Origin of the sequence: Massilia sp. TS11 (assembly GCF_022012445.1) — a bacterium.
GTDB lineage: Bacteria > Pseudomonadota > Gammaproteobacteria > Burkholderiales > Burkholderiaceae_D > Telluria.
Map to the genome: position 1 here is coordinate 248985 of NZ_JAKLTS010000001.1, position 20010 is coordinate 268994.

The window sequence follows — 20010 nt, forward strand, 5'->3', positions numbered from 1 at the left end:
GTTGCCCTTCCGCAAATATGACGGACAATGTCATCTGGGAACCCATGATCGGGCACAAATTGTCAGTCTGAACGCAAGCGCCAGAGGGAAGTGCCACTCGGCATCAATCTTGCAGCGACATCTGTGACCCGTGTCCAGACTCCACCGGCCTCGAGAACGCCGGGGAGCCAAGCCGCTTGAGCGAGAAGAACCATGACTGTCCGTTCGCACCCGGAATCCGTGCGCGCGCCGCGTTGGCCGCGCCTTGTGCTGTCCACCCTGTTACTGAGCAGCTTTGTCGCGGCCGTGGCCGCGCCCTCCCAGCCGACCGTGGTCGCCGGGCAGGCCAGCTTCAATCAGCAGGGCAATGTGTTCACGATCACGAACACGCCGAACACCATCATCAACTGGCAGAGCTTCTCGGTGCGACCGGGCGAAGTCACGCGTTTCCTGCAGGAGAGCGCCAGTTCCGCCGTGCTGAACCGCATCCTCGGCCAGGACCCCTCGCAGATCCTCGGCGCGCTCGAATCCAATGGCAAGGTCGTGCTGATCAACCCGAACGGCATCCTGTTCGGCCAGGGCGCGCGCGTCGATGTGAATGGCCTGGTGGCCTCGAGTCTGCAACTGAGCAATCAGGACTTCCTCGCGGGGAAGCTTAACTTCAGCGCCGGCACCGTGGCCGGCAAGGTGCGCAATGAGGGCGCCATCATCACGCCGACCGGCGGCAGCGTCTTCCTGATCGCCCCCACGGTCGAGAACAATGGCCTGATCCAGTCGCCCAAGGGCGAGGTGGTGCTGGCCGCCGGGCATAGCGTCAAGCTCGTCGATTCCTCCCAGCCCGATATGCAGGTCGTGGTGTCGGCCCCGGCCGACAAGGCCCTGAACCTGGGCCAGGTGGTGGCCGCGGCCGGGCGCGTCGGCATTTTCGGTGCCCTGGTTGAACAGCGTGGCGCCATCAATGCCGACAGCGCCGTGGTCGGCGAGAACGGCCGCATTCTGCTCAAGGCCTCGCGCAGCACGCTCGTCGCCGATGACGCGCGCCTGAGCGCGACCGGGGCCGGGCAGGGCGGCAGTATTCAGGTTCTGGGCGAGCAGGTCAGCCTGCGCGATCAGGCCACGGTCGACGTTTCGGGCGCGGCCGGTGGCGGCAGCATCCTCGTCGGTGGCGACTTCCAGGGCGCCAACAGCGCCGTGGCCAATGCCAGCCAGACCGAGCTCGCCAGCGGCGTGCGTCTGCTGGCCAATGGCGGCAGCAGCGGCGATGGCGGCAAGGTCATCGTCTGGGCCAATGACAGCACGCGCGCGGCGGGTCGCATCGAAGCGCGCGCGGGCAGCGCCGGCGGCAATGGCGGCCTGATCGAAACCTCGGGCAAGAATCTGCTCGACATCAGCGGCCTGCGCATCGACGCCTCGGCGGCACGCGGCGCGGCCGGCACCTGGCTGCTCGACCCGACCGACATCACCATCGTGCATGGCACGGGCGGCGGCAGCCTCAGCAGCGGCAGCTTCGCGCCGACCAGCAATAACTCGATCAGCGACACGACCATCAATAGCGCCCTGGCCGGCGGCAGCAATGTCACGATCTCGACCTCGGGCGGAAGCGGCGGCAGCGGCATCATCAAGCTCAATGGCACGAGCGATGCCGGCGGCGCCGTTGCCATCAGCAATAGCAATGGCGCCCACACGCTGAACCTGAACAGCACCACGATCGACATGCGCAGCGGGTCCAGCATCACCGGCAGCGGCCTGACCCTGAACCTGAATGCCAGCAGCAATATCACGGCCGACAATGTGACCCTCGGCGGCGCGATCAGCACCGGCAGCAATATGACGGTTAACAATGGCCTCACGCTCGACAACGGCGCCACGCTGGCCATCGGCAACCGCAACCTCTACTTCTCTGGCAATAACACCCAGACCGTGGGCAGCAATGGCAGCGCCACGGTGAGCCTGACCGGCGGCACCGTTTATCTGAACGGCAGCACGGGCCAGATCGTCAACTTCGGCAGCGGCCTGACCCTCAGCGGCTACGGCAGCCTGAACGTCTACCAGACGCTCAACAACGCCGGCAATATCGTCGCCAACACGGCCGGCCAGACCCTGAATATCTATCCGGGCAACCTGAGCAATACGGGCCGGCTGGAAGCAACGGCCGGTACGCTGACGATCAACAGCGGCACGCTCGCCAATGCCAACGGCACCCTGGCCGTAGCCAGCGGCGCCACGCTGAACGTCTATCCGAACCTGAGTCTGGCGAGTCTGGGCACGGTGGCGCATACGGCCGGCAGCTTCAATCTGTACGGCACCTTCGACGCCAGCGGCAGTACCTCGTCGAACGCGCTCGACATCGGCAGCGGCGGCCCGTTCGGCAGCGCCGGTCTGACGAACCTGTACGGCACCATCTCGGGCGGCTATCTGAGCAGCAGCGATGGCCGCGCCCTGAGTGGCTCGCCCAAGCTCAATGGCGTGACCATCAGCGGCACCCTGAACCAGGGCGCGAACCTGAGTATCTACGGCGGCCTGGGCCTGGCTGCCGGCGCCAATCTGAACGTCGGCGGTTATTCGCTGTACATGAACGACAGCGGCAATGTCGGCCTTGGCGGCACGCCGGCCTCGACGATCACCCTGGCCGGTGGCTCGCTGTACGCGGGCGCGAGCGCCAATAATCAGACGCTCAACATCGGCGCAGGTGTTACGGTGACGGGCTATGGCAGCATGTACACGAGCTATAACACGGGCAGCGTGGTCAACAATGCCGGCGTGTTCCGCAGTAATGGCGGCTCGCTCAATATCTACACGAACACCTTCAATAACAGCGGTACGCTGCACGCGCAGAATGGCACCCTGTATCTGGACCCGACCACGCTGAACAACACCGGCAATCTGCAGGTCAGCAGCGGCGCGACTCTGAATCTGGCCAGCGACATGACGGTGGCCCAGCTGGGCAATATCGTCCATGCCAACGGCAGCCTCAACTACTCGGGCAAGCTCGACAACCGCAGCAGCAATAGCGCCAATGCCGCGCTGAACCTTGGCCCCGGCGGCGTGTTCGGCAGCGCCGGCCTGACCAGCCTGACCGGCACGATCTGGGGCGGCTATGTCAGCAGCAGCAATGGCCAGACCTTCAGCGGCAGCGCCAGCTTCGATGGCGTGACCCTGACCGGCACCCTGAACGCAGGCGGCAACTGGAGCATCTACAATGGCCTGGGCCTGGACAGCAATGCGGTCCTCAACCTCAATGGCTACGGGCTCTACATCAACGGCGCGGGCACCCAGAATGTCACGGCCGGCAGCGGCGCCACCATCAATCTCGGCGGCGGCTCACTGTATGCCGGTAGCGGCGCCACCCAGACCCTGAACCTGCCCGCCAACCTGACGATTCAGGGCAATGGCAGCATTTTCCAGAGCTATACGAGCACCGTGAACAGTGCCGCCACGATCAAGTCGAACAATGGCGGCAGCCTGTCGATCTACCCGAGCACTTTCAACAACAGCGGTCTGCTGTGGGCCAGCAATGGCTCGCTCAACATCAACACGAGCAGCTTCAGCAACACCGGCGAGCTGCGCGCCGACAGCGCCAACAGCACGATCAATCTGTATCCGGACATGCTGGCCAGCGCGCTCGGGACGATCACGCACACGGCCGGCAGCTTCAATCTGCGTGGCGTGCTGAGCAATGATGTCGGCACCCTGGCCGGCCCGCTCGACCTGGGCGCCAGCGGCCCCTTCGGCACGGCCGGACTCACCAATCTGTACGGCAGCATCCAGGGCGGCTATATCAGCGCCAGCGGCGGCCAGGTGGTCGGCGGCAGCGGCACGCTGAAGAATCTGAGCATCGTCGGCGACATGGGCGTCGGCGGCAATATGAGCGTGATCGGCAACCTGAACCTGATCGGCAATAGCAAGCTCAGCCTCAATGGCAATGGTCTGTATTTCAGCGACAGCATCAGCCAGAGTCTGCTGACGACGGGCAGCGGCACGGTCGATCTGGGCGGCGGTAACCTGTATGCCTACCAGAGCATTGGCAGCCAGAGCCTGACGATCGGCCCGAACGTGACGGTGCAGGGCTATGGCGGCGTGTACACGGGCTACAACGGCAACACCATCATCAACCAGGGCACGATCCTGGCGAACGCCGCCAGCCGCACGCTCAACATCAATCCGACCACCCTGGTCAACAACGGCGTGCTGCGCGTCTCGGCCGGCACCATGTACGTCAACCCGAGCAACTGGAGCAGCAGCGGCGGCAGCCTGAGCGTGCAGGGCAGTGGGGTGCTGTACTTCTATCCGAATGCGACGGTGGCTGGCCTGGGCGCCATCGACCACGCCTCGGGTGCGCTGCACATCATGGGCACGCTGACGAATAATGCGAGCAGCGCCGGCAGCCCGCTTGACCTCGGCGCAGGCGGCCCCTTCGGTACGGCCGGTCTGACCCAGTTGCACGGCAAGATAGTCGGCGGCTATGTGACCAGCACCGGCGGCATCGCCATCAATGGCGGCACCTTTGAGGGCGTCGGCATGAGCGGCAATCTGAGCGCCAGCGGCAACCTCTACATCAATGGCGACCTGAACCTCGCGAATGGCACGCTGCTCGACCTCGCGGGCAACAGCCTCTACCTGAATCAGGGCGCGACCCAGACCATCAGCACCGGCGGCAGCGCCACCATCCGCCTTGGCGGCGCCAGCCTGTATGCGTATGTGAGCGGCCAGACCGTCAACCTCGGCAGCGGCCTGACGGTCGAGGGCAATGGCACGATCGGCTATTACTCCGGCAATACCACGCTGAACAATGCAGCGACGATTCGCAACAACGTCGCCAATGGCTACCTGACCGTGTATGCCAACACGCTCAACAACACCGGCACGATCGACGCCAGCGCCGGTACGCTGACCCTGAATCCGAGCACGCTCAACAACACCGGCAGCGGCGTGCTGCGCGTCGGCAGCGGCGCCACCCTGACCCTGCAGACCAATGCCACCGTGGCCCAGCTCGGCACGATCCAGCACGCGGCCGGTACCCTGAACTTCACCGGCACGCTCGACAATGCAGCCAGCACCAGCGCCCAGCCGCTCGACATCGGCAGCGGCGGCGTGTTTGGCACGGCTGGTCTCGACAATCTGAATGGCACCCTGCTGGGCGGCTACCTGACCAGCACCGGCGGCAAGGCCCTGTCGGCCACGCGCCTGGACGGCGTCGGCATCGTCGGCAATGTCAGCAGCAGCAACTACCTGATCGCCAAAAACGGCCTGAACCTCGTGGGCGGCGCCACCCTGAACATGGCTGGCAACACGCTCTACATCGACGGCAGCGGCACCCAGTCGATCAGCGGCAGCGGTACGATCAATCTTGGCACCGGCTCGCTGCTGGCCGGCTACAACGGCAGCCAGACGCTGAGCATCGGCAGCGGCATCACGGTGCAGGGCTCGGGCACGATCGGCAATTATTCCACCTCGACGATTAACAATGCCGGCACCATCATCGCCAACAACACCAGCGGCTACACGCTGACGATCAATCCGGGCAGCTTCAATAACAGCGGCACGGTGCGCGCGGCCGCCGGCAGTCTGAACCTGAACCCGGGCAGCTGGACCAATACCGGCCAGCTCGTCGTCGATAGCGGCGCCAATCTGTACGACTACGTGTCGGGCACGCCGGCCAGCATCGGCCCGCTGAGCAACAACGGCAATTTCTACTACTACGGCACGCTCGACAATAGCGGCTCGAGCCTGGCCAGCCCGCTCAATCTGGGTCCGGGCGGCCCGTTTGGCGCGAATGGCCTGGCCGGCATGAGCCTGTCTTACGGCCGCATCAATGGCGGCTATGTCACGGGCGGGCAGGGCTATACGCTGAACACCGGCGTGTTCAATGGCGTGACCGTGGTCGGCAGCCTGAACACGACCGGCTCCTACTACATCTACGGCGGCCTCAACCTCGCAGACGGGGCCGTGCTGAATCTGAACAACGGCTACATGTACTTCATGGACACCGGCACCCAGACCATCAGCACGCCGGGCAGCGCCACCTTCAACCTCAGCAGCGGCTATCTGAACGCCAACGGCAATGGCTATAGCAATGTGGCCCTGAATATCGGCAGCGGCATGACGATCCAGGGCTCGGGCGGCATCTCGAATTACTACTCGGCCACGATCAATAATGCCGGCACCATCGCCACCAATGGCAGCGGCAGCCTGTCGGTCAGCGCCAGTACTCTGACCAACACGGGCACCCTGCGCGCCAATGGCGGTTACCTGAGCGTGGGCGGCCTGTCCACCAATGCCGGCCTGATCGACGTCGCCAGCGGCAGCCAGTTCTACAGCTCGAGCGCACTGAACAATACCGGCACGATCAGCGGCAGCGGCACCTTGTCGATGAACGGCGGCTACGCCACCTTGACCAATAACGGCAACATCAACCCGGGCGGCGTCGGCGGCACCGGCACGCTGGCGCTGACGGGCGCCTTCGTCAACACCAGCAGCGGCGTGCTCAACATGGACGTCGGCCTGGCCGCGGCGGCCGACAAGCTGCAGATCTCGGGCGCGGCCACCCTGGGCGGCACGCTCAATCTGCAGACGGCCGGCGGCTATGTGCCGACCAATAACGACAGCTATACCCTGCTCAGCTATGCGGGGACGCCGAGCGGCAGTTTTGCCACCGTCAGCGCCAGCGCCTTTAGTGGCGGGGCGATCGACACCAGCAGCAGCGGCCTGTTCAAGTTCAAAATGCCGAGCGGCAGTGTGACCAATACCTGGGCCAGCGGCGTCAGTGGCGCCTGGGACGATCCGAGCAAGTGGAGTCTCGGCCACGTGCCGACCAATGCCGAAGACGTGCAGGTGCCTGACTATGCGAGCCAGTTCACGATCACGATTTCGACCCCGGGCCAGGCTGCGCGCAGTCTGGTCTTCCTCGGCAATGACCACCTGGCTCTGACAGGCGGCTCGCTGACCCTGAGCCACGGTTCGAGCCTGAACGCGGGCTACCTCGACCTGTCCGGCAGCGGCCTGTTCAATGCCAATGGCAGCCTCAGCCTGCTGGCCCTGTCGCTGGCCGGCACCAGCAGCCTCCATATCGGCAGCGGCCAGACCCTGAGCGTGGCCGACCTGAACCTGGCCGGCGGCAGCATCGGCGGCGCCGGCAGCGTGGTCGTCAGCAACAGCTTCAGCCGTACGGCCGGCAGCATCGGCAACCAGATCGCCGCGCTCTCGATCACCCAGGCCAGCGGCACCCTGGCCCCGGGCGCGCTCAGCTTCACCGGCCCGCTGACCCTGGTGGCGAACAGCGGCAATATCGACATCGGCGCCAATATCAGCGTCTCCAACGCCGTGCTGAACGCGGCGGCCGGGGCGATCCGCAACACCGGCGGCAGCGTCAGCGCCAATACCCTGCGCGCCGATGCCAGCGCCGGCATCAGCATGAACACCAGCGTGGCGGCGCTGCAGGCCCAGAACACCGGCGCCGGCAATATCAGCATCAGCAACACCGCCAGCAGCCTGACCGTGCAGGACCTGGCCTCGGGCGGCTATGGCGTGCGCGTGGTCGGCGGCGCCGGCACCGTCAATCTGAGCAATAGCGGTAGCCTGTCCCTGGCTGCGCCGATCAGCACGAGCAATGGCGACATCAGCCTGAGCGCCAATGGCATCAGCCTCGGCAGCGCCGTGGCCGCGCCCGCGCATGCGGTCAATCTGCAGTCGGGCGCGGCCATCGGCGGCAGCGGCCTGATCGCCGGCGCCAGCCTGAGCGCCAGTGCCGCGGCCGGCATCAGCCTGAGCACGGCCGTCGGCCTGCTCGACGCCAGCAATACGGGCACCAGCAGCAGCACCAGCATCACCAATAGCGGCACGCTGACGGTCCACAATGTCAGCCAGCCCGGCAATGGCGCGATCACGATCGACAACACCGGCGCCACCACGATCAGCGGCAGCGTCAGCAGTGTCAACGGTCCGATCACGGTCACCGCGCACAGCCCCTTGACGGTGAACGGCAGCGTCACCTCGACCAGCGGCAATATCACGCTCGAGGCCGGCAGCAGCGGCCAGAATACGGATGTGCTCAGCGTCGGCAGCACGGCCACCATCGACAGCGGCGGCAGCGTCACCCTCAAGGCGGGGGCCGCCATCAATGTGGCCAGTGGCGCGCAGGTGAAGGCCGGCGCGACCCTGCTGGCCAATCAGAATGGCGGCAGCCTGCCGAGCCTGGCGACGTGCATCAGCGCGCCCAGCACCAGCGGCTGCGACCAGGTGCTGCCGAGCCTGGCAACCTGTATCAGCAGCCCGACCACGGCCGGCTGCACCGTCGTGCTGCCCACGCTGGCCACCTGCATCAGCGCGCCCAGCACCAATGGCTGTCAGGTGGTGCTGCCCTCGCTGGCCACCTGTACCGCCAGCCCGAGCACGGCCGGTTGCTCGGCCGTGCTGCCTTCGCTGGCGACCTGTACCGCCCATCCGGACACGGCCGGCTGCTCGGCGGTACTGCCCTCGATGAGCACCTGTATCGCCAATCCGAATCTGGAAGGCTGCAGCAGCATCCTGCCTTCGCTCAGCAGCTGCATCAGCAGCCCGGGTCAGACCGGCTGTAGCGCCGTGCTGCCCTCGCTGGCCAGCTGCGCCCAAGCGCCCAACCAGACCGGCTGCAGCGTGGTGCTGCCCAGTCTGGAGCAGTGCCTCGAGGCCCCGGCGCGCACCGGCTGCGGTGCAGTCCTGCCCGCCTTGTCGACCTGCGTCAGCGCGCCGGCCACGGCCGGCTGCAGCGTGGTCCTGCCCAGCCTGTCGACCTGTATCGCCAATCCGGGCGAGGCGGGCTGCAGTGTAGTGCTGCCGAGCCTGAACACCTGTATCGCCAATCCGAGCGCCGCCGGTTGCAGCGTGGTGCTGCCTTCGCTTAACACCTGCCTGCAGAGCCCGTCGACGGCCGGCTGTAGCGTGGTGCTGCCGAGCATCGCCACCTGCGTCGCCAATCCGGCCACGGTCGGCTGCAATCTCGTCCTGCCGAGCCTGGCAACCTGCCTGAAGACGCCGGCCACGCCCGGCTGCAGCGTGGTGCTGCCGAGCCTGAGCACCTGTATCGCCCAGCCCAGCACCACCGGCTGCCAGCACGTGCTGCCCTCGATGACGGCGTGTATCGCCAATCCGTCCACCAATGGCTGCCAGGTGGTGCTGCCTTCGCTGGCCAGCTGTATCGCCAATCCGGCCGCCATCGGCTGCTCGGCCGTGCTGCCCTCGCTGACGACCTGTACCGCCAGCCCGGCCACGGCCGGCTGCCAGGTGGTGCTGCCCTCGCTGGCTAGTTGCACGAGCAACCCGGCCATCGCCGGCTGCTCGGCCGTGCTGCCGACGCTCGACGCCTGTATCAAGACGCCGGCCACGCCCGGTTGCAGCGCCGTGCTGCCGAGCATGACCGTGTGTATCGCCGTGCCTGGCACCAAGGGCTGTAGCGCCGTGCTGCCCAGCATGGACGCCTGTATCGCCGCGCCCAGCACCAATGGCTGCGCGGTTGTGCTGCCCAGCCTGGCCACCTGTATCGCCCAGCCGACGGCGCCGGGCTGTGCGGTGGTCCTGCCGAGCCTGGCCACCTGCCAGGCGACGCCGACCACGGCGGGCTGCAGCGCCGTCCTGCCCTCGCTGCCGGCCTGTACCGCCAAGCCCGCCACTCCGGGTTGCGACGCTGTGCTGCCCAAGCTGAGCACCTGTCTGGCCGTGCCGAGCACGCCGGGCTGCAGCGCCGTGCTGCCGAGCGTGGACGCTTGCGTGGCCGACCCAAGCCGCGCCGGCTGCAATCTGGTGCTGCCGCCGCTGGCCGTCTGTATCAGCGCCCCGGCCACGGCCGGTTGCTCGGTCGTGCTGCCGCCGATGCAGACCTGTATCAGCGCGCCGAGTACGCCGGGCTGCACGGTCGTCCTGCCGAGCCTGGATGCCTGTATCGCCGCGCCGACCCAGGCGGGCTGTTCGGTTGTGCTGCCGAGCCTGCCGGTGTGTATCGCCAATCCGGCCACCAAGGGCTGCGGCCCGGTGCTGCCAAGCATGGAAACCTGCCTGGCCAATCCGAGCCTGCCCGGCTGTAAAGTCGTGCTGCCGACCGTCGAGACCTGCGTCGCCAATCCGGCCGCCGTCGGCTGCCCGCTGGTGCTGCCGAGCATCGAGGCGTGCGTCATGAATCCGGGCCTGCTCGGCTGCAGCGTGGTGCTGCCCAAGTTCAGCACCTGCCTGACGGCGCCGACCACGCCGGGCTGCGTCGTGGTGCTACCGTCGATCAATGTCTGCGTGGCCAATCCGAGCCTCGAAGGCTGCAAGCAAGTGCTGCCCTCGCTGCCGGCCTGCATCAGCCAGCCCGATCTGCTCGGCTGCACGGTGGTGCTGCCCAGCTTGCAGGCCTGTCTGGCTGCACCGAGCACGGCCGGCTGCAGCGCCGTCTGGCCGAGCATCGGCGTGTGTACGGCGACGCCGACCCAGCCGGGTTGCCAGTACGTGCTGCCCAAGCTCGAGACCTGCCTGGCCGCACCGAACACGGCCGGCTGCAAGGCCGTGTTCCCCTCGGTCGATGCCTGCGTGCTCGACAAGACCCGCGCCGGCTGCCAGTTCGTGCTGCCCTCCTTGACGACCTGTATCGCCGCCCCGGCGACGGCCGGCTGCACGGTGGTGCTGCCGAGCATGGCCGCCTGTATCGCCGCACCGACGGCGCCCGGCTGCGCCCAGGTGCTGCCGAGTATCGGCGCCTGTATCGCCAACCCGGCCGCGCCCGGCTGCGTGGCAGTGCTGCCGAGCCTGGCCAGCTGCACGCTCAATCCGACCCAGGCGGGCTGCAATGTGGTGCTGCCGCCCTTGTCGGCCTGTATCAGCGCGCCGACGACGCCGGGCTGCACGGCCGTGTTGCCGAGCATGACGGTCTGTATCGCCGTGCCGAGCACGCCGGGCTGTTCGGCCGTGCTGCCGAGCGTGAGCGCCTGTGTCAGCAATCCGGCTGCGCCCGGCTGCCCGGTCGTGCTGCCGCCGCTGGCCGCCTGCCTGGTCAGCCCGAGCACACCGGGCTGCACGGTCGTGTTGCCGAGCCTGGCAAGCTGTATCGCTAATCCGAGCGCGACCGGCTGCGAAGTGGTGCTGCCGCCGATCAGCACCTGTATCGCCAACCCGACCGCACCCGGCTGCGAAGTCGTGGTCAAGCCGGCCCCGAGCAGCAACAGCAATGCCCCGACCCTGGGCAGCGCGCTCGACACTGTGGTCACCGTCGTCAATCAGGTGACGCCGCCGGCCGGCGCCAGCAGCACCCCGGCTCCCGCGCCGGCCGCGCCCGCCGCGAGCGGCAGTGGCGGCGGCGGTGGCGGTGGCGGCAGCAGCAGCCCGGCCGCGGCCGCCCCGGCCTCGAGCAGCAGCGCCAGCAGCAGCGGCGACAGCAGCCCGGGCCCGGCCCCGGCCGCCGACGAGCCGAAGAAGGACGAGAAAAAAGACGAGAAGAAGGACGCGACCGAGGCCAAGCCGGACAGCAGCAAGAAGCCGGAAGCGCCGAAGAAGAACTATTGCAACTGAGCGCGCAGGAATGCGGCAGGGAAGGGCGTTTGTTCGCCCTTTTCGCCGCGCCGCCGATGGCTTAGCATGTGGGCCGCTGATCCGCTTCCCGTTTTGAACAATGGACCTTCCCGAGCTTAAACAGATCGAAGTGGCCACCCGCATGCCGGTTTTCTGGTGTGGCCTGAACCAGCATGTCGACGCGCTGATCCAGGCGCGCCTGGCCATTGACGAGGTGCGCGTCCTGCATCCGGACAGCACGCCCTCGAATGTCCAGGCGGTCTACATGAGCCCCTGGCACAGCCATTTGCTGACGCCGCGCTTTCAGCCTCTGATCAGCCTGGTCGAGGAGGCCGCCCGCACGGCCTCGCGCCAGGGCATGCTGGCCGATCTCGAACGCCTGAATCTCGATGTGCGCGTGTCCGACTGCTGGGGCGCGATCTACGAGGGCGGCGACTACACCCATCCGCACCACCATTTCCCTTCGGCCTGGTCGGTCGTCGTTTATCTCGAAGCGGAACCCGGCTGCGCGCCCATCGTGTTTGGCGATGGCATCGCCGTCAAGCCCGTGCCGGGCCTGATGGTAATGTTCCCTGGGAATCTGCTGCACGCCGTGCCGGCCACGGCCGGGCGGCGCGTGTGCGCGGTGATGAATCTGCTGGCCGTGCCCTGCTTCCGCGAGGGCGGCGCCGCCTAGGCCAGGGTTTGCAGCAGGGCGCGCGTGGCCGGCGGAATCGGCACCGGGCGCTGGCTGGCCCGGTCCACATACACGTGCACGAAATGGCCGACAGCGGCCGGCACGGTCTCGTCATTGCGGTACAGGCCGATCTCGTAGCGCACGCTCGAGCTGCCGAGCTTGCTCACGCGCAGGCCCGCGTGCACGAGGTCGGGAAAAGCGATCGGCCGGAAATAGGCGCAGCCGCTGTCGACCACGTAGGCGATCACCGCGCCGCCATGGATGTCGAGCACGCCATGGCTGATCAGGTACTGGTTCACGGCCGTGTCGAACAAGGCATAGTAGACCACGTTGTTGACGTGGCCGTAGATGTCATTGTCGTGCCAGCGCGTGGGCAGACTGAGGAAGGCGGCAAAGGCCGCGCGCGGCGTGTCGCGCATCAGTGCTGGGTGCGCGAGGGCGCGTGCACGCCGTCGGTCGCAAACAGCTGGGCCACGTCGACCGCGTCGAAGCCGTAGTGCTTGCCGCAGAAATCGCAATTGATCGACAGGTCGCCCAGTTCGGCCAGCGCGCTGTCGACTTCGGCGCGGCCGAGGGTCTTCAGCATATTGCCGACGCGCTCGCGCGAGCAGCTGCAGAAGAACTGCGGATGGGCCGGGTCGAACACGCGGATCGTCTCTTCCCAGAACAGGCGCTTCATCAGGGTCTGGATGTCGGCCTCGAGCAGTTCGGCCTCGCTCAGCGTGGCGGCCAGATGGACGGCGCGGTTCCAGGTTTCCTGATCTTCTTCTTCGCTTGCCTGTTCGGGCTGCTCGCTGGCGCCCGAATGGCGCGGCAGCTTCTGCAGCAGCAGGCCGCGCGCCACCTGGCCGTCGGCGGCCAGCCACAGGCGCGTGTCGAGCTGTTCCGAGCGCAGCATATAGTTTTCGATGATCGTGCCCATGTCCTCGCCGTCGAGCGGCACCATGCCCTGGTAGGGCTGCTGGCCCGGCAGCTTGTCGTCCGGGTCGAGCGTGATCACGAAACGGCCATTGCCGTGCAGATTGATCAGCGCGGACAGCGGCGCATCGGCCTCGATCTCGGCGTCCGGGGCCAGCTTGGCGGTGGCGCGCAGGCGCAGCTGGGCGTCGCACTCGGCCACCAGCAGGCGCACCGGGCCGTCGCCGTGGATCTGCATGATCAGGGCGCCCTGGAATTTCAGATTCGCCGAGAGCAGGGCGGCCGCCGCCACCATCTGGCCCAGGATGTCCTTGATGCGGGCCGGATAGCTGTGGCGTGCCTGGATCTCGTGCCAGGTGTCCGCAATTTCGACGAATTCGCCGCGCACGGCGGCGTTATCGAAGATGAAGCGCTGGAGACTGTCTTTGTTGCTCATGAATTATCCGATGCGGGTGAGTTCCGTCTTGAACAGGCCGGCCTTGGCCACGTAGCTGGCGGCCGACAGGCGCAGGCGCGCCACTTCTTCCTCGCTCAGCGTGCGCACCACCTTGGCCGGGCTGCCCAGAATCAGGCTGTGGTCGGGGAATTCCTTGCCCTCGGTGACCAGGGCGCCGGCCCCGACCAGGCAGCCGCGCCCGATGCGCGCGCCGTTCAGGATCACCGCCTGGATACCGACCAGGCTGCCGTCGCCGACCGTGCAGCCATGCAGCATGGCCTGGTGGCCGACCGTGACCTCGGCGCCCAGGGTCAGCGGGTAGCCGATGTCGGTGTGCAGCGTGCACGACTCCTGCACATTGCTGCGCGGGCCGACCGTGATGCGCTCGTTGTCGCCACGGATGGTCGTGCCGAACCAGACCGAGGCATCCTCGGCGACGGTGACTTTACCGATCAGATTGGCGTTGTCGGCGATGAAGGCCGACGCGGCCACCTCGGGGGCGTGTTCGCCCAGCTGGTACAGAGCCATGATGGGAAGCGGAAGTGGTTGGGAATGGGCGTATTTTACGCGTTCGCCGGGTCCGGCACGAAGTGGCCGTTGCCGGTATAATGCGAACGATCGTTCTATTTTATCAGCGAAAGCCATGCTTGCCTCCCGTTCCGACTATGTGCCCGTGCGCGGGCTGCACTACCACGTGCGCCACTGGGGCCGCGTGGGCGCGCCCAAGATCTTCATGCTGCACGGCTGGATGGACGTGGCCGCTTCCTTCCAGTTCGTGGTCGACTGCCTGCGCGGCGACTGGCATGTGATCGCGCCCGACTGGCGCGGCTTCGGCCTGAGCGACTGGCCGGCCACCGACACCTACTGGTTCATGGACTATATCGCCGACCTCGAGGTGCTGATCCAGCACTATGCGGGCGCGGAAGCGATCAATCTGGTCGGCCACAGCATGGGCGGCAATATCGCCGGCATCTATGCGGGCGTGCGCCCGGCGCGCGTGCGCCGCCTCGTCAATCTCGAGGGTTTCGGCCTGGCCGCCACCCGGCCCGAGCAGTCGCCCGAGCGCATCGCGCGCTGGCTCGACGAGCTGCAGGACCCGCCGCGTATGCGCAGCTACGCCAGCCTGGCCGAGGTGGCCGCGCGCCTGCAGAAGACCAATCCGCGCCTGAGCGACGCGCGCGCCGCCTTCCTGGCCGAGCACTGGTCGGCCCAGAACGAGGCCGGCGAGTGGGCCATTCTCGGCGACCCCGTGCACAAGCAGCATGGCCCCCATCTGTACCAGGTGGAGGAGGTGCTGGCCTGCTGGCGCGCCACCACCGCCCCGGTGCTGGCGGTCGAGGCCGAAGAGACGAATATGTGGCTGTGGATGGGCCCGAAAGAGGAGGCGCGCCACGAAATCGACCGCCGCCTCAGCCACCTGCGCGACGTGCGCATCGTGCGCCTGCCGGCGGCCGGCCACATGCTGCACCACGACCAGCCCGAGGCCCTGGCCACGCTGATCGAGGACTTCCTCCAGAGCTGAGGGCGGCGCGGCGGCGCCAGCCGACGTACAATGTTGGCATGCTCAAAGCCGATCTCCACTGCCATTCGACGATTTCCGACGGCCTGCTGGCGCCCGCCCAGGTGGCCGCGCTGGCCCATGCGGCCGGGGTCGAGCTGTGGGCCCTGACCGACCATGACGAGGTCGACGGCGTGGCCGCCGCGCGCGCCGCCGCGCGCCGCCTCGGCATGGGCTTTGTGGCCGGGGTCGAAATCTCGGTCACCTGGGCCAATCACACGGTGCACATCGTCGGCCTGCAGATCGACGAAACCGATACCGCCCTGTGCAATGGCCTGATCAAGACGCGCAGCGGGCGCGACCAGCGCGGGCGCGAGATCGGCGCCCAGCTGGCGGCGGCCGGCATTCCGGGCGCCTACGAAGGCGCGCTCAAGTATGTGGCCAATCCGGCGCTGCTCAGCCGCACCCACTTCGCCCGCTTCCTGATCGAGGCCGGCGTGGCCACCTCGGTGGCCGAGGTGTTCAAGCGCTATCTGGCCGAAGGCAAACCCGGCTATGTGCCGCACCGCTGGGCCACGCTGGCCGAGGCGCTCGGCTGGATCCGCGCGGCCGGCGGCGTCGCCGTGCTCGCCCATCCGGGCCGCTACCCGCTCGATCCGGTGGCCGAGGCGGCCCTGTTCGATGAATTTATCAGCCTCGGCGGGCGCGCGGTCGAGGTCGTGACGGGCAGCCATACGCCCGACCAGTACGCCACCTATGCCGCGCTGGCGCGCCGCTACGGCCTGCTGGCCTCGCGCGGGGCCGATTTCCACGGGCCCGGCGAATCGCGCGTCGACTTCGCCGGCCTGCCGCCGCTGCCGGCCGACCTGGTGCCGGTCTGGCATGACTGGTAACGGTGAAACGCGGCGCGTTTTACCGTGCGCGCCGCCTTGTCTTTTCAGCCAGTGGACTATATCTTAACGCCCGACCAAACAATGTAGCTTGGAGGCAAGCCATGAAACGTATTCTGCTGTTTATTCTCACCAACCTGGCCGTCATGCTCGTGCTCGGCATCGTGCTGAGCCTGCTCGGGATCGGCCGCCCCGTCGATGGCCGCGGCCTGCATCTGTCGACCCTGCTCGCCTTCTCGCTGGTGGTCGGTTTCACGGGCGCCATCATTTCCCTGCTGATGTCCAAGCCGATGGCCAAATGGTCGACCGGCGCGCGCGTGATCGAGGCGCCCCAGAACTCGACCGAGCTGTGGCTCGTGCAGACCGTGCAGTCGCTGGCCCAGCGCGCCAATATCGGCATGCCCGAAGTGGCCATCTACGAAGGCGAGGCGAATGCCTTCGCCACCGGCGCCTTCAAGAACTCGGCCCTGGTGGCCGTCTCCACCGGCCTGCTCGAATCGATGAACCGCGAGGAAGTCGAAGCCGTGCTGGCGCACGAAGTGGCGCACGTGGCCAATGGCGACATGGTGACCCTGACCCTGATCCAGGGTGTTGTCAATACCTTCGTGATCTTCCTCTCGCGCGTGGTCGGCTGGGTGGTCGATTCGGCCCTCAACAAGAATGAAGAACGCAGCGGTCCCGGGATTGGCTATACCATCACGGTGATTGTGTGCGACATCGTGTTTGGTATCCTGGCGTCCATCATCGTGGCCTGGTTTTCGCGCCAGCGCGAATTCCGCGCCGACGCCGGGGCGGCCCGCCTGATGGGCACGCCGCTGCCGATGGAGCACGCCCTGATGCGTCTGGGGGGCATCCACGCCGGCGACCTGCCGAAGTCGATGGCCGCCTCGGGTATTTCGAGCAGCGGCGGTGGCTGGGGTGAGTTGTTCGCCTCGCACCCGCCGCTGGAACAGCGGATCGCCGCCCTGCGCGGCGCACGTGCATGAGTCAATTTTTTCAAGTCCATCCTGATAATCCCCAGCCGCGGCTCATCAAACAGGCCGCGGCCATCATCCACGGCGGCGGCATCGTCGCCGTGCCCACCGATTCCTGCTACGCCCTGGTCTGCCATCTGGACGACAAGGCGGCCGTGGAAAAGCTGCGCCGCATCCGCGGCATCGACGAGCGCCACCACCTGACCCTGCTGTGCCGCGACCTGTCCGAGATCGCCGAGTATGCGCGCGTCGACAACCGCCAGTTCCGCATGCTGAAGGCGGCCACCCCGGGGCCGTTCACGGTCATCCTCGAGGCCACCAAGCAGGTGCCGCGCCGCCTGTCCCACCCTTCGCGCAAGACGATCGGCCTGCGCGTGCCGGAAAACCGCATCGCCCACGCCCTGCTGGAGGAGCTCAACCAGCCGCTGCTGGGCACCACCCTGATCCTGCCCGACGACGAGCGCACCCTGAACGACGCCGATGAAATCCGCGACAAGCTCGAAAAGCAGCTCGACCTGATCATCGACGGCGGCGCCTGCTCGCTCGAGCCGACCACCGTGGTCGACCTGACCGGGCCCGAGGCCGAGCTGGTGCGCCAGGGACGCGGCGATCCGGCCGCGTTCGGCCTGTAAGCCGGGCGTGCCCGGCCCGCTTCGCCCGTCCGGGCTCTGTTAGAATCGACGTTTATGAGTGAATTCAGCCATTCCGTGCAGGCCATTGCGGCGTTCGCCATTCCGGTCCTGTTTGCCATCGCCCTGCATGAGGCCGCGCACGGCTACACGGCCCGCTATTTCGGCGACCCGACGGCCGAGCAGGCCGGGCGCCTGTCGCTGAACCCGGTGCGCCACATCGACCTGTTCGGCACCATCCTGCTGCCGCTGCTGCTCTACCTGTCGCCGATCGGCGTGCCCTTCGGCTATGCCAAGCCGGTGCCGGTCGACTTCGGCCGCCTGCGCAATCCGAAGAAGCAGATGGGCTTCGTGGCCGCCGCCGGCCCGGCCGCCAATTTCGCCATGTGCCTGGGCTGGATGATCGTGCTGGTGCTGCTGCGCGGCATGGGCGTGGGCGAAGCCTTCTTCCTCGAGATGGCGCGCGCCGGCGTGCTGGCCAATGCCGCCATGTGCGTGTTCAATCTGATTCCCGTGCCGCCGCTCGACGGCGGGCGCATCGTGACGGCGCTGTTGCCGATGGACCTGGCGCGCAGCTTCGCCAGCATCGAGCGCTACACGACCTTCATTTTCATCGGCCTGATCGCGCTGTCCTACTTCAATGTGCTGGGCAATCTGCTGGCCCCGGCCATGGGCGTGCTGCTCGACATCGTGAAATTCCTGGTCCAACCGCTTACCTACCTGTTCCGATAAAACTATGTACCCCGAACGCGTTGTCTCCGGCATGCGCCCGACCGGCACCATGCACCTTGGCCACTACCACGGCGCCCTGAAAAACTGGATCAAGATGCAGTCCGAGCTGCCCTGCCTGTTCTTCGTGGCCGACTGGCATGCGCTGACGACCCATTACGACGATCCCTCGATCATCGAAAAGAGCACCTGGGACATGGTGATCGACTGGCTGGCGGCCGGCATCGACCCCTCGCAGGCCACGATTTTCATCCAGTCCAAGGTGCCGGAACACGCCGAGCTGCACCTGCTGCTGTCGATGGCCACGCCGCTCGGCTGGCTGGAACGGGTGCCGACCTACAAGGACCAGATCGAGAACCTGTCCAACCGCGACCTGGCCACCTACGGCTTTCTCGGCTACCCGCTGCTGCAGGCGGCCGACGTGCTGATCTACCGCGCCAGCCAGGTGCCGGTGGGCGAGGACCAGATTCCGCACATCGAAATGATGCGCGAGATCGCGCGCCGCTTTAACCACCTGTACGGCAAAGAGCCGGGCTTCGAAGAGAAGGCCCTGGAAGCCGTCAAGAAGCTGGGCGGCAAGCGCGCCAAGCTCTACCAGGAACTGCGCACCGCCTACCAGCAGGACGGCAAGGAAGAGGCGCTCGAGCAGGCCCGCGCCATGCTCGACGACGCCCAGTCGCTGTCGATGATCGACCGCGAGCGCCTGTTCGGCTACCTCGAGGGCAGCCGCAAGCTGATCCTGGTCGAGCCCCAGGTGCGCCTGACCGAGGCCTCGCGCCTGCCGGGTCTGGACGGCCGCAAGATGTCCAAGAGCTATGGCAATGCGATCGGCCTGCGCGAGGACAAGGACACGGTCACCAAGAAAATCCGCACGATGCCGACCGATCCCTCGCGCGTGCGCCGTACCGACGTGGGCGACCCCAACAAATGCCCGGTGTTCCAGTTGCACCAGGTGTATTCCGACCAGGCCTGCAAGGACTGGGTGGTCAAGGGCTGCACCACGGCCGGCATCGGCTGCCTCGAGTGCAAGCAGCCGGTCATCGACGCCGTGCTGAAAGAGCAGGAGCCGATGCACGAGCGCGCCCAGCGCTACCTCGACGATCCCTCGCTGGTGCGCGCCATCGTGGCCGACGGCTGCGACACCGCGCGCAAGCTGGCCCAGGAAACCATGCGCGACGTGCGCGAAGCCATGGGCCTGTCCTACAGCTGATGCGCCAGCCGGTCTCGCCCTGGGTACGCCGTTTCGCCGCGCTGGTGCCGGGCGGCGAAGTGCTCGACCTGGCCTGCGGGGCAGGGCGCCATGCGCGCCATTTCGCCGGCCTCGGCTATCCAGTGCTGGCCGTCGACCGCGACAGCGCGGCCCTGGCCAGCCTGGTCGGCGTGCCCGGCATCAGCTGCATGGAATACGATCTCGAGGACGGGCGCGCCTTTCCGTTCGGCCCCGGGCGCTTTGCCGGCATCGTCGTCACCCATTACCTGCACCGGCCGCTGCTGGACGCCCTGGTGGCCAGCCTGGCCCCCGACGGCGTGCTCATCTACGAGACCTTCGCGCAGGGCAATGAAGCCTTCGGCAAGCCGAGCAATCCGGCCTTCCTGCTGGCCCCGGGCGAGCTGCTGGCGCTGGCCGCGCGCCACCGCCTGCAGGTGCTGGCCTACGAGGACGGTCTGACGGCCCAGCCGGCCGCGCTGCAGCGCCTGTGCGCCCTCGGTCCGGCCTTCCCGCGCGAGCATGGTAAGTTGGAAACGTTTTGAAATACCTTTCTTTTC

Annotated in this window: 12 protein-coding genes; 9 read left to right on the forward strand and 3 right to left on the reverse strand. The window is 67.2% G+C overall.

All coding sequences use genetic code 11. The annotated features are described in order from the left end of the window. Positions 1-192: 192 nt before the first annotated feature. Positions 193-11493 (forward strand): filamentous hemagglutinin N-terminal domain-containing protein, encoded by an 11301-nt coding sequence (locus LZ005_RS01120; protein WP_237803645.1) that lies wholly within the window; start codon positions 193-195, stop codon positions 11491-11493. 100 nt (positions 11494-11593) lie between these two features. Continuing rightward, the gene (locus tag LZ005_RS01125) at positions 11594-12169 is read left to right on the forward strand and encodes a 2OG-Fe(II) oxygenase family protein (RefSeq protein WP_237803646.1); all 576 of its coding nucleotides are present in this window, start codon (positions 11594-11596) and stop codon (positions 12167-12169) included. Here LZ005_RS01125 and LZ005_RS01130 read toward each other — a convergent pair. From LZ005_RS01130 to LZ005_RS01140, 3 genes are read right to left on the reverse strand one after another with little or no spacing between them, the layout of a single operon-like run. After that, positions 12166-12588 carry a thioesterase family protein gene (locus LZ005_RS01130; protein ID WP_237803647.1) on the reverse strand — a complete coding sequence of 141 codons (423 nt, stop codon included), beginning with the start codon at positions 12586-12588 and terminating at the stop codon, positions 12166-12168. The two genes, LZ005_RS01125 and LZ005_RS01130, sit on opposite strands and share 4 nt — an antisense overlap. Then, entirely contained in the window at positions 12588-13523 is a 936-nt protein-coding gene (hslO, locus tag LZ005_RS01135; RefSeq protein ID WP_237803648.1) for an Hsp33 family molecular chaperone HslO, read from the reverse strand. The genes LZ005_RS01130 and hslO overlap by 1 nt, the downstream gene beginning before the upstream one ends. Positions 13524-13526: 3 nt before the next feature. Next, positions 13527-14051: a gamma carbonic anhydrase family protein gene (locus tag LZ005_RS01140; RefSeq protein WP_237803649.1), complete on the reverse strand. Its 525-nt coding sequence runs from the start codon at positions 14049-14051 to the stop codon at positions 13527-13529. 115 nt (positions 14052-14166) lie between these two features. Between LZ005_RS01140 and LZ005_RS01145 the strand changes: the two genes are divergently transcribed. The 7 genes from LZ005_RS01145 (at position 14167) to LZ005_RS01175 (ending at position 19995) form a co-directional block, all read left to right on the forward strand. After that, positions 14167-15045, forward strand: a complete 879-nt coding sequence (locus LZ005_RS01145) for an alpha/beta fold hydrolase (RefSeq protein ID WP_237803650.1) — start codon at positions 14167-14169, stop codon at positions 15043-15045. 38 nt (positions 15046-15083) lie between these two features. Next, positions 15084-15914 carry a 3',5'-nucleoside bisphosphate phosphatase gene (locus tag LZ005_RS01150; protein ID WP_237803651.1) on the forward strand — a complete coding sequence of 277 codons (831 nt, stop codon included), beginning with the start codon at positions 15084-15086 and terminating at the stop codon, positions 15912-15914. A 101-nt stretch (positions 15915-16015) separates the two neighbouring features. After that, positions 16016-16897: a protease HtpX gene (gene htpX / locus LZ005_RS01155; protein ID WP_237803652.1), complete on the forward strand. Its 882-nt coding sequence runs from the start codon at positions 16016-16018 to the stop codon at positions 16895-16897. Next, on the forward strand, positions 16894-17517 hold the full coding sequence (locus LZ005_RS01160) for an L-threonylcarbamoyladenylate synthase (protein ID WP_237803653.1): 624 nt from the start codon (positions 16894-16896) through the stop codon (positions 17515-17517). Before htpX ends, LZ005_RS01160 begins: the two co-directional genes overlap by 4 nt. A gap of 54 nt (positions 17518-17571) precedes the next feature. Next, on the forward strand, positions 17572-18246 hold the full coding sequence (locus LZ005_RS01165) for a site-2 protease family protein (RefSeq protein WP_237803654.1): 675 nt from the start codon (positions 17572-17574) through the stop codon (positions 18244-18246). Between the two features lie 4 nt (positions 18247-18250). After that, on the forward strand, positions 18251-19453 hold the full coding sequence (locus tag LZ005_RS01170) for a tryptophan--tRNA ligase (RefSeq protein WP_237803655.1): 1203 nt from the start codon (positions 18251-18253) through the stop codon (positions 19451-19453). Beyond that, positions 19453-19995 carry a bifunctional 2-polyprenyl-6-hydroxyphenol methylase/3-demethylubiquinol 3-O-methyltransferase UbiG gene (locus tag LZ005_RS01175; protein ID WP_237803656.1) on the forward strand — a complete coding sequence of 181 codons (543 nt, stop codon included), beginning with the start codon at positions 19453-19455 and terminating at the stop codon, positions 19993-19995. Before LZ005_RS01170 ends, LZ005_RS01175 begins: the two co-directional genes overlap by 1 nt. Positions 19996-20010 lie beyond the last annotated feature (15 nt).

What these genes read in the sequence shown, in the direction of transcription:
- LZ005_RS01120 (WP_237803645.1), top strand. Translation starts at nt 193, where the DNA reads ATGACTGTCCGTTCGCACCCGGAATCCGTGCGCGCGCCGCGTTGGCCG.
- LZ005_RS01125 (WP_237803646.1), top strand. Translation starts at nt 11,594, where the DNA reads ATGGACCTTCCCGAGCTTAAACAGATCGAAGTGGCCACCCGCATGCCG.
- LZ005_RS01130 (WP_237803647.1), bottom strand. Translation starts at nt 12,588, where the DNA reads ATGCGCGACACGCCGCGCGCGGCCTTTGCCGCCTTCCTCAGTCTGCCC.
- hslO (WP_237803648.1), bottom strand. Translation starts at nt 13,523, where the DNA reads ATGAGCAACAAAGACAGTCTCCAGCGCTTCATCTTCGATAACGCCGCC.
- LZ005_RS01140 (WP_237803649.1), bottom strand. Translation starts at nt 14,051, where the DNA reads ATGGCTCTGTACCAGCTGGGCGAACACGCCCCCGAGGTGGCCGCGTCG.
- LZ005_RS01145 (WP_237803650.1), top strand. Translation starts at nt 14,167, where the DNA reads ATGCTTGCCTCCCGTTCCGACTATGTGCCCGTGCGCGGGCTGCACTAC.
- LZ005_RS01150 (WP_237803651.1), top strand. Translation starts at nt 15,084, where the DNA reads ATGCTCAAAGCCGATCTCCACTGCCATTCGACGATTTCCGACGGCCTG.
- htpX (WP_237803652.1), top strand. Translation starts at nt 16,016, where the DNA reads ATGAAACGTATTCTGCTGTTTATTCTCACCAACCTGGCCGTCATGCTC.
- LZ005_RS01160 (WP_237803653.1), top strand. Translation starts at nt 16,894, where the DNA reads ATGAGTCAATTTTTTCAAGTCCATCCTGATAATCCCCAGCCGCGGCTC.
- LZ005_RS01165 (WP_237803654.1), top strand. Translation starts at nt 17,572, where the DNA reads ATGAGTGAATTCAGCCATTCCGTGCAGGCCATTGCGGCGTTCGCCATT.
- LZ005_RS01170 (WP_237803655.1), top strand. Translation starts at nt 18,251, where the DNA reads ATGTACCCCGAACGCGTTGTCTCCGGCATGCGCCCGACCGGCACCATG.
- LZ005_RS01175 (WP_237803656.1), top strand. Translation starts at nt 19,453, where the DNA reads ATGCGCCAGCCGGTCTCGCCCTGGGTACGCCGTTTCGCCGCGCTGGTG.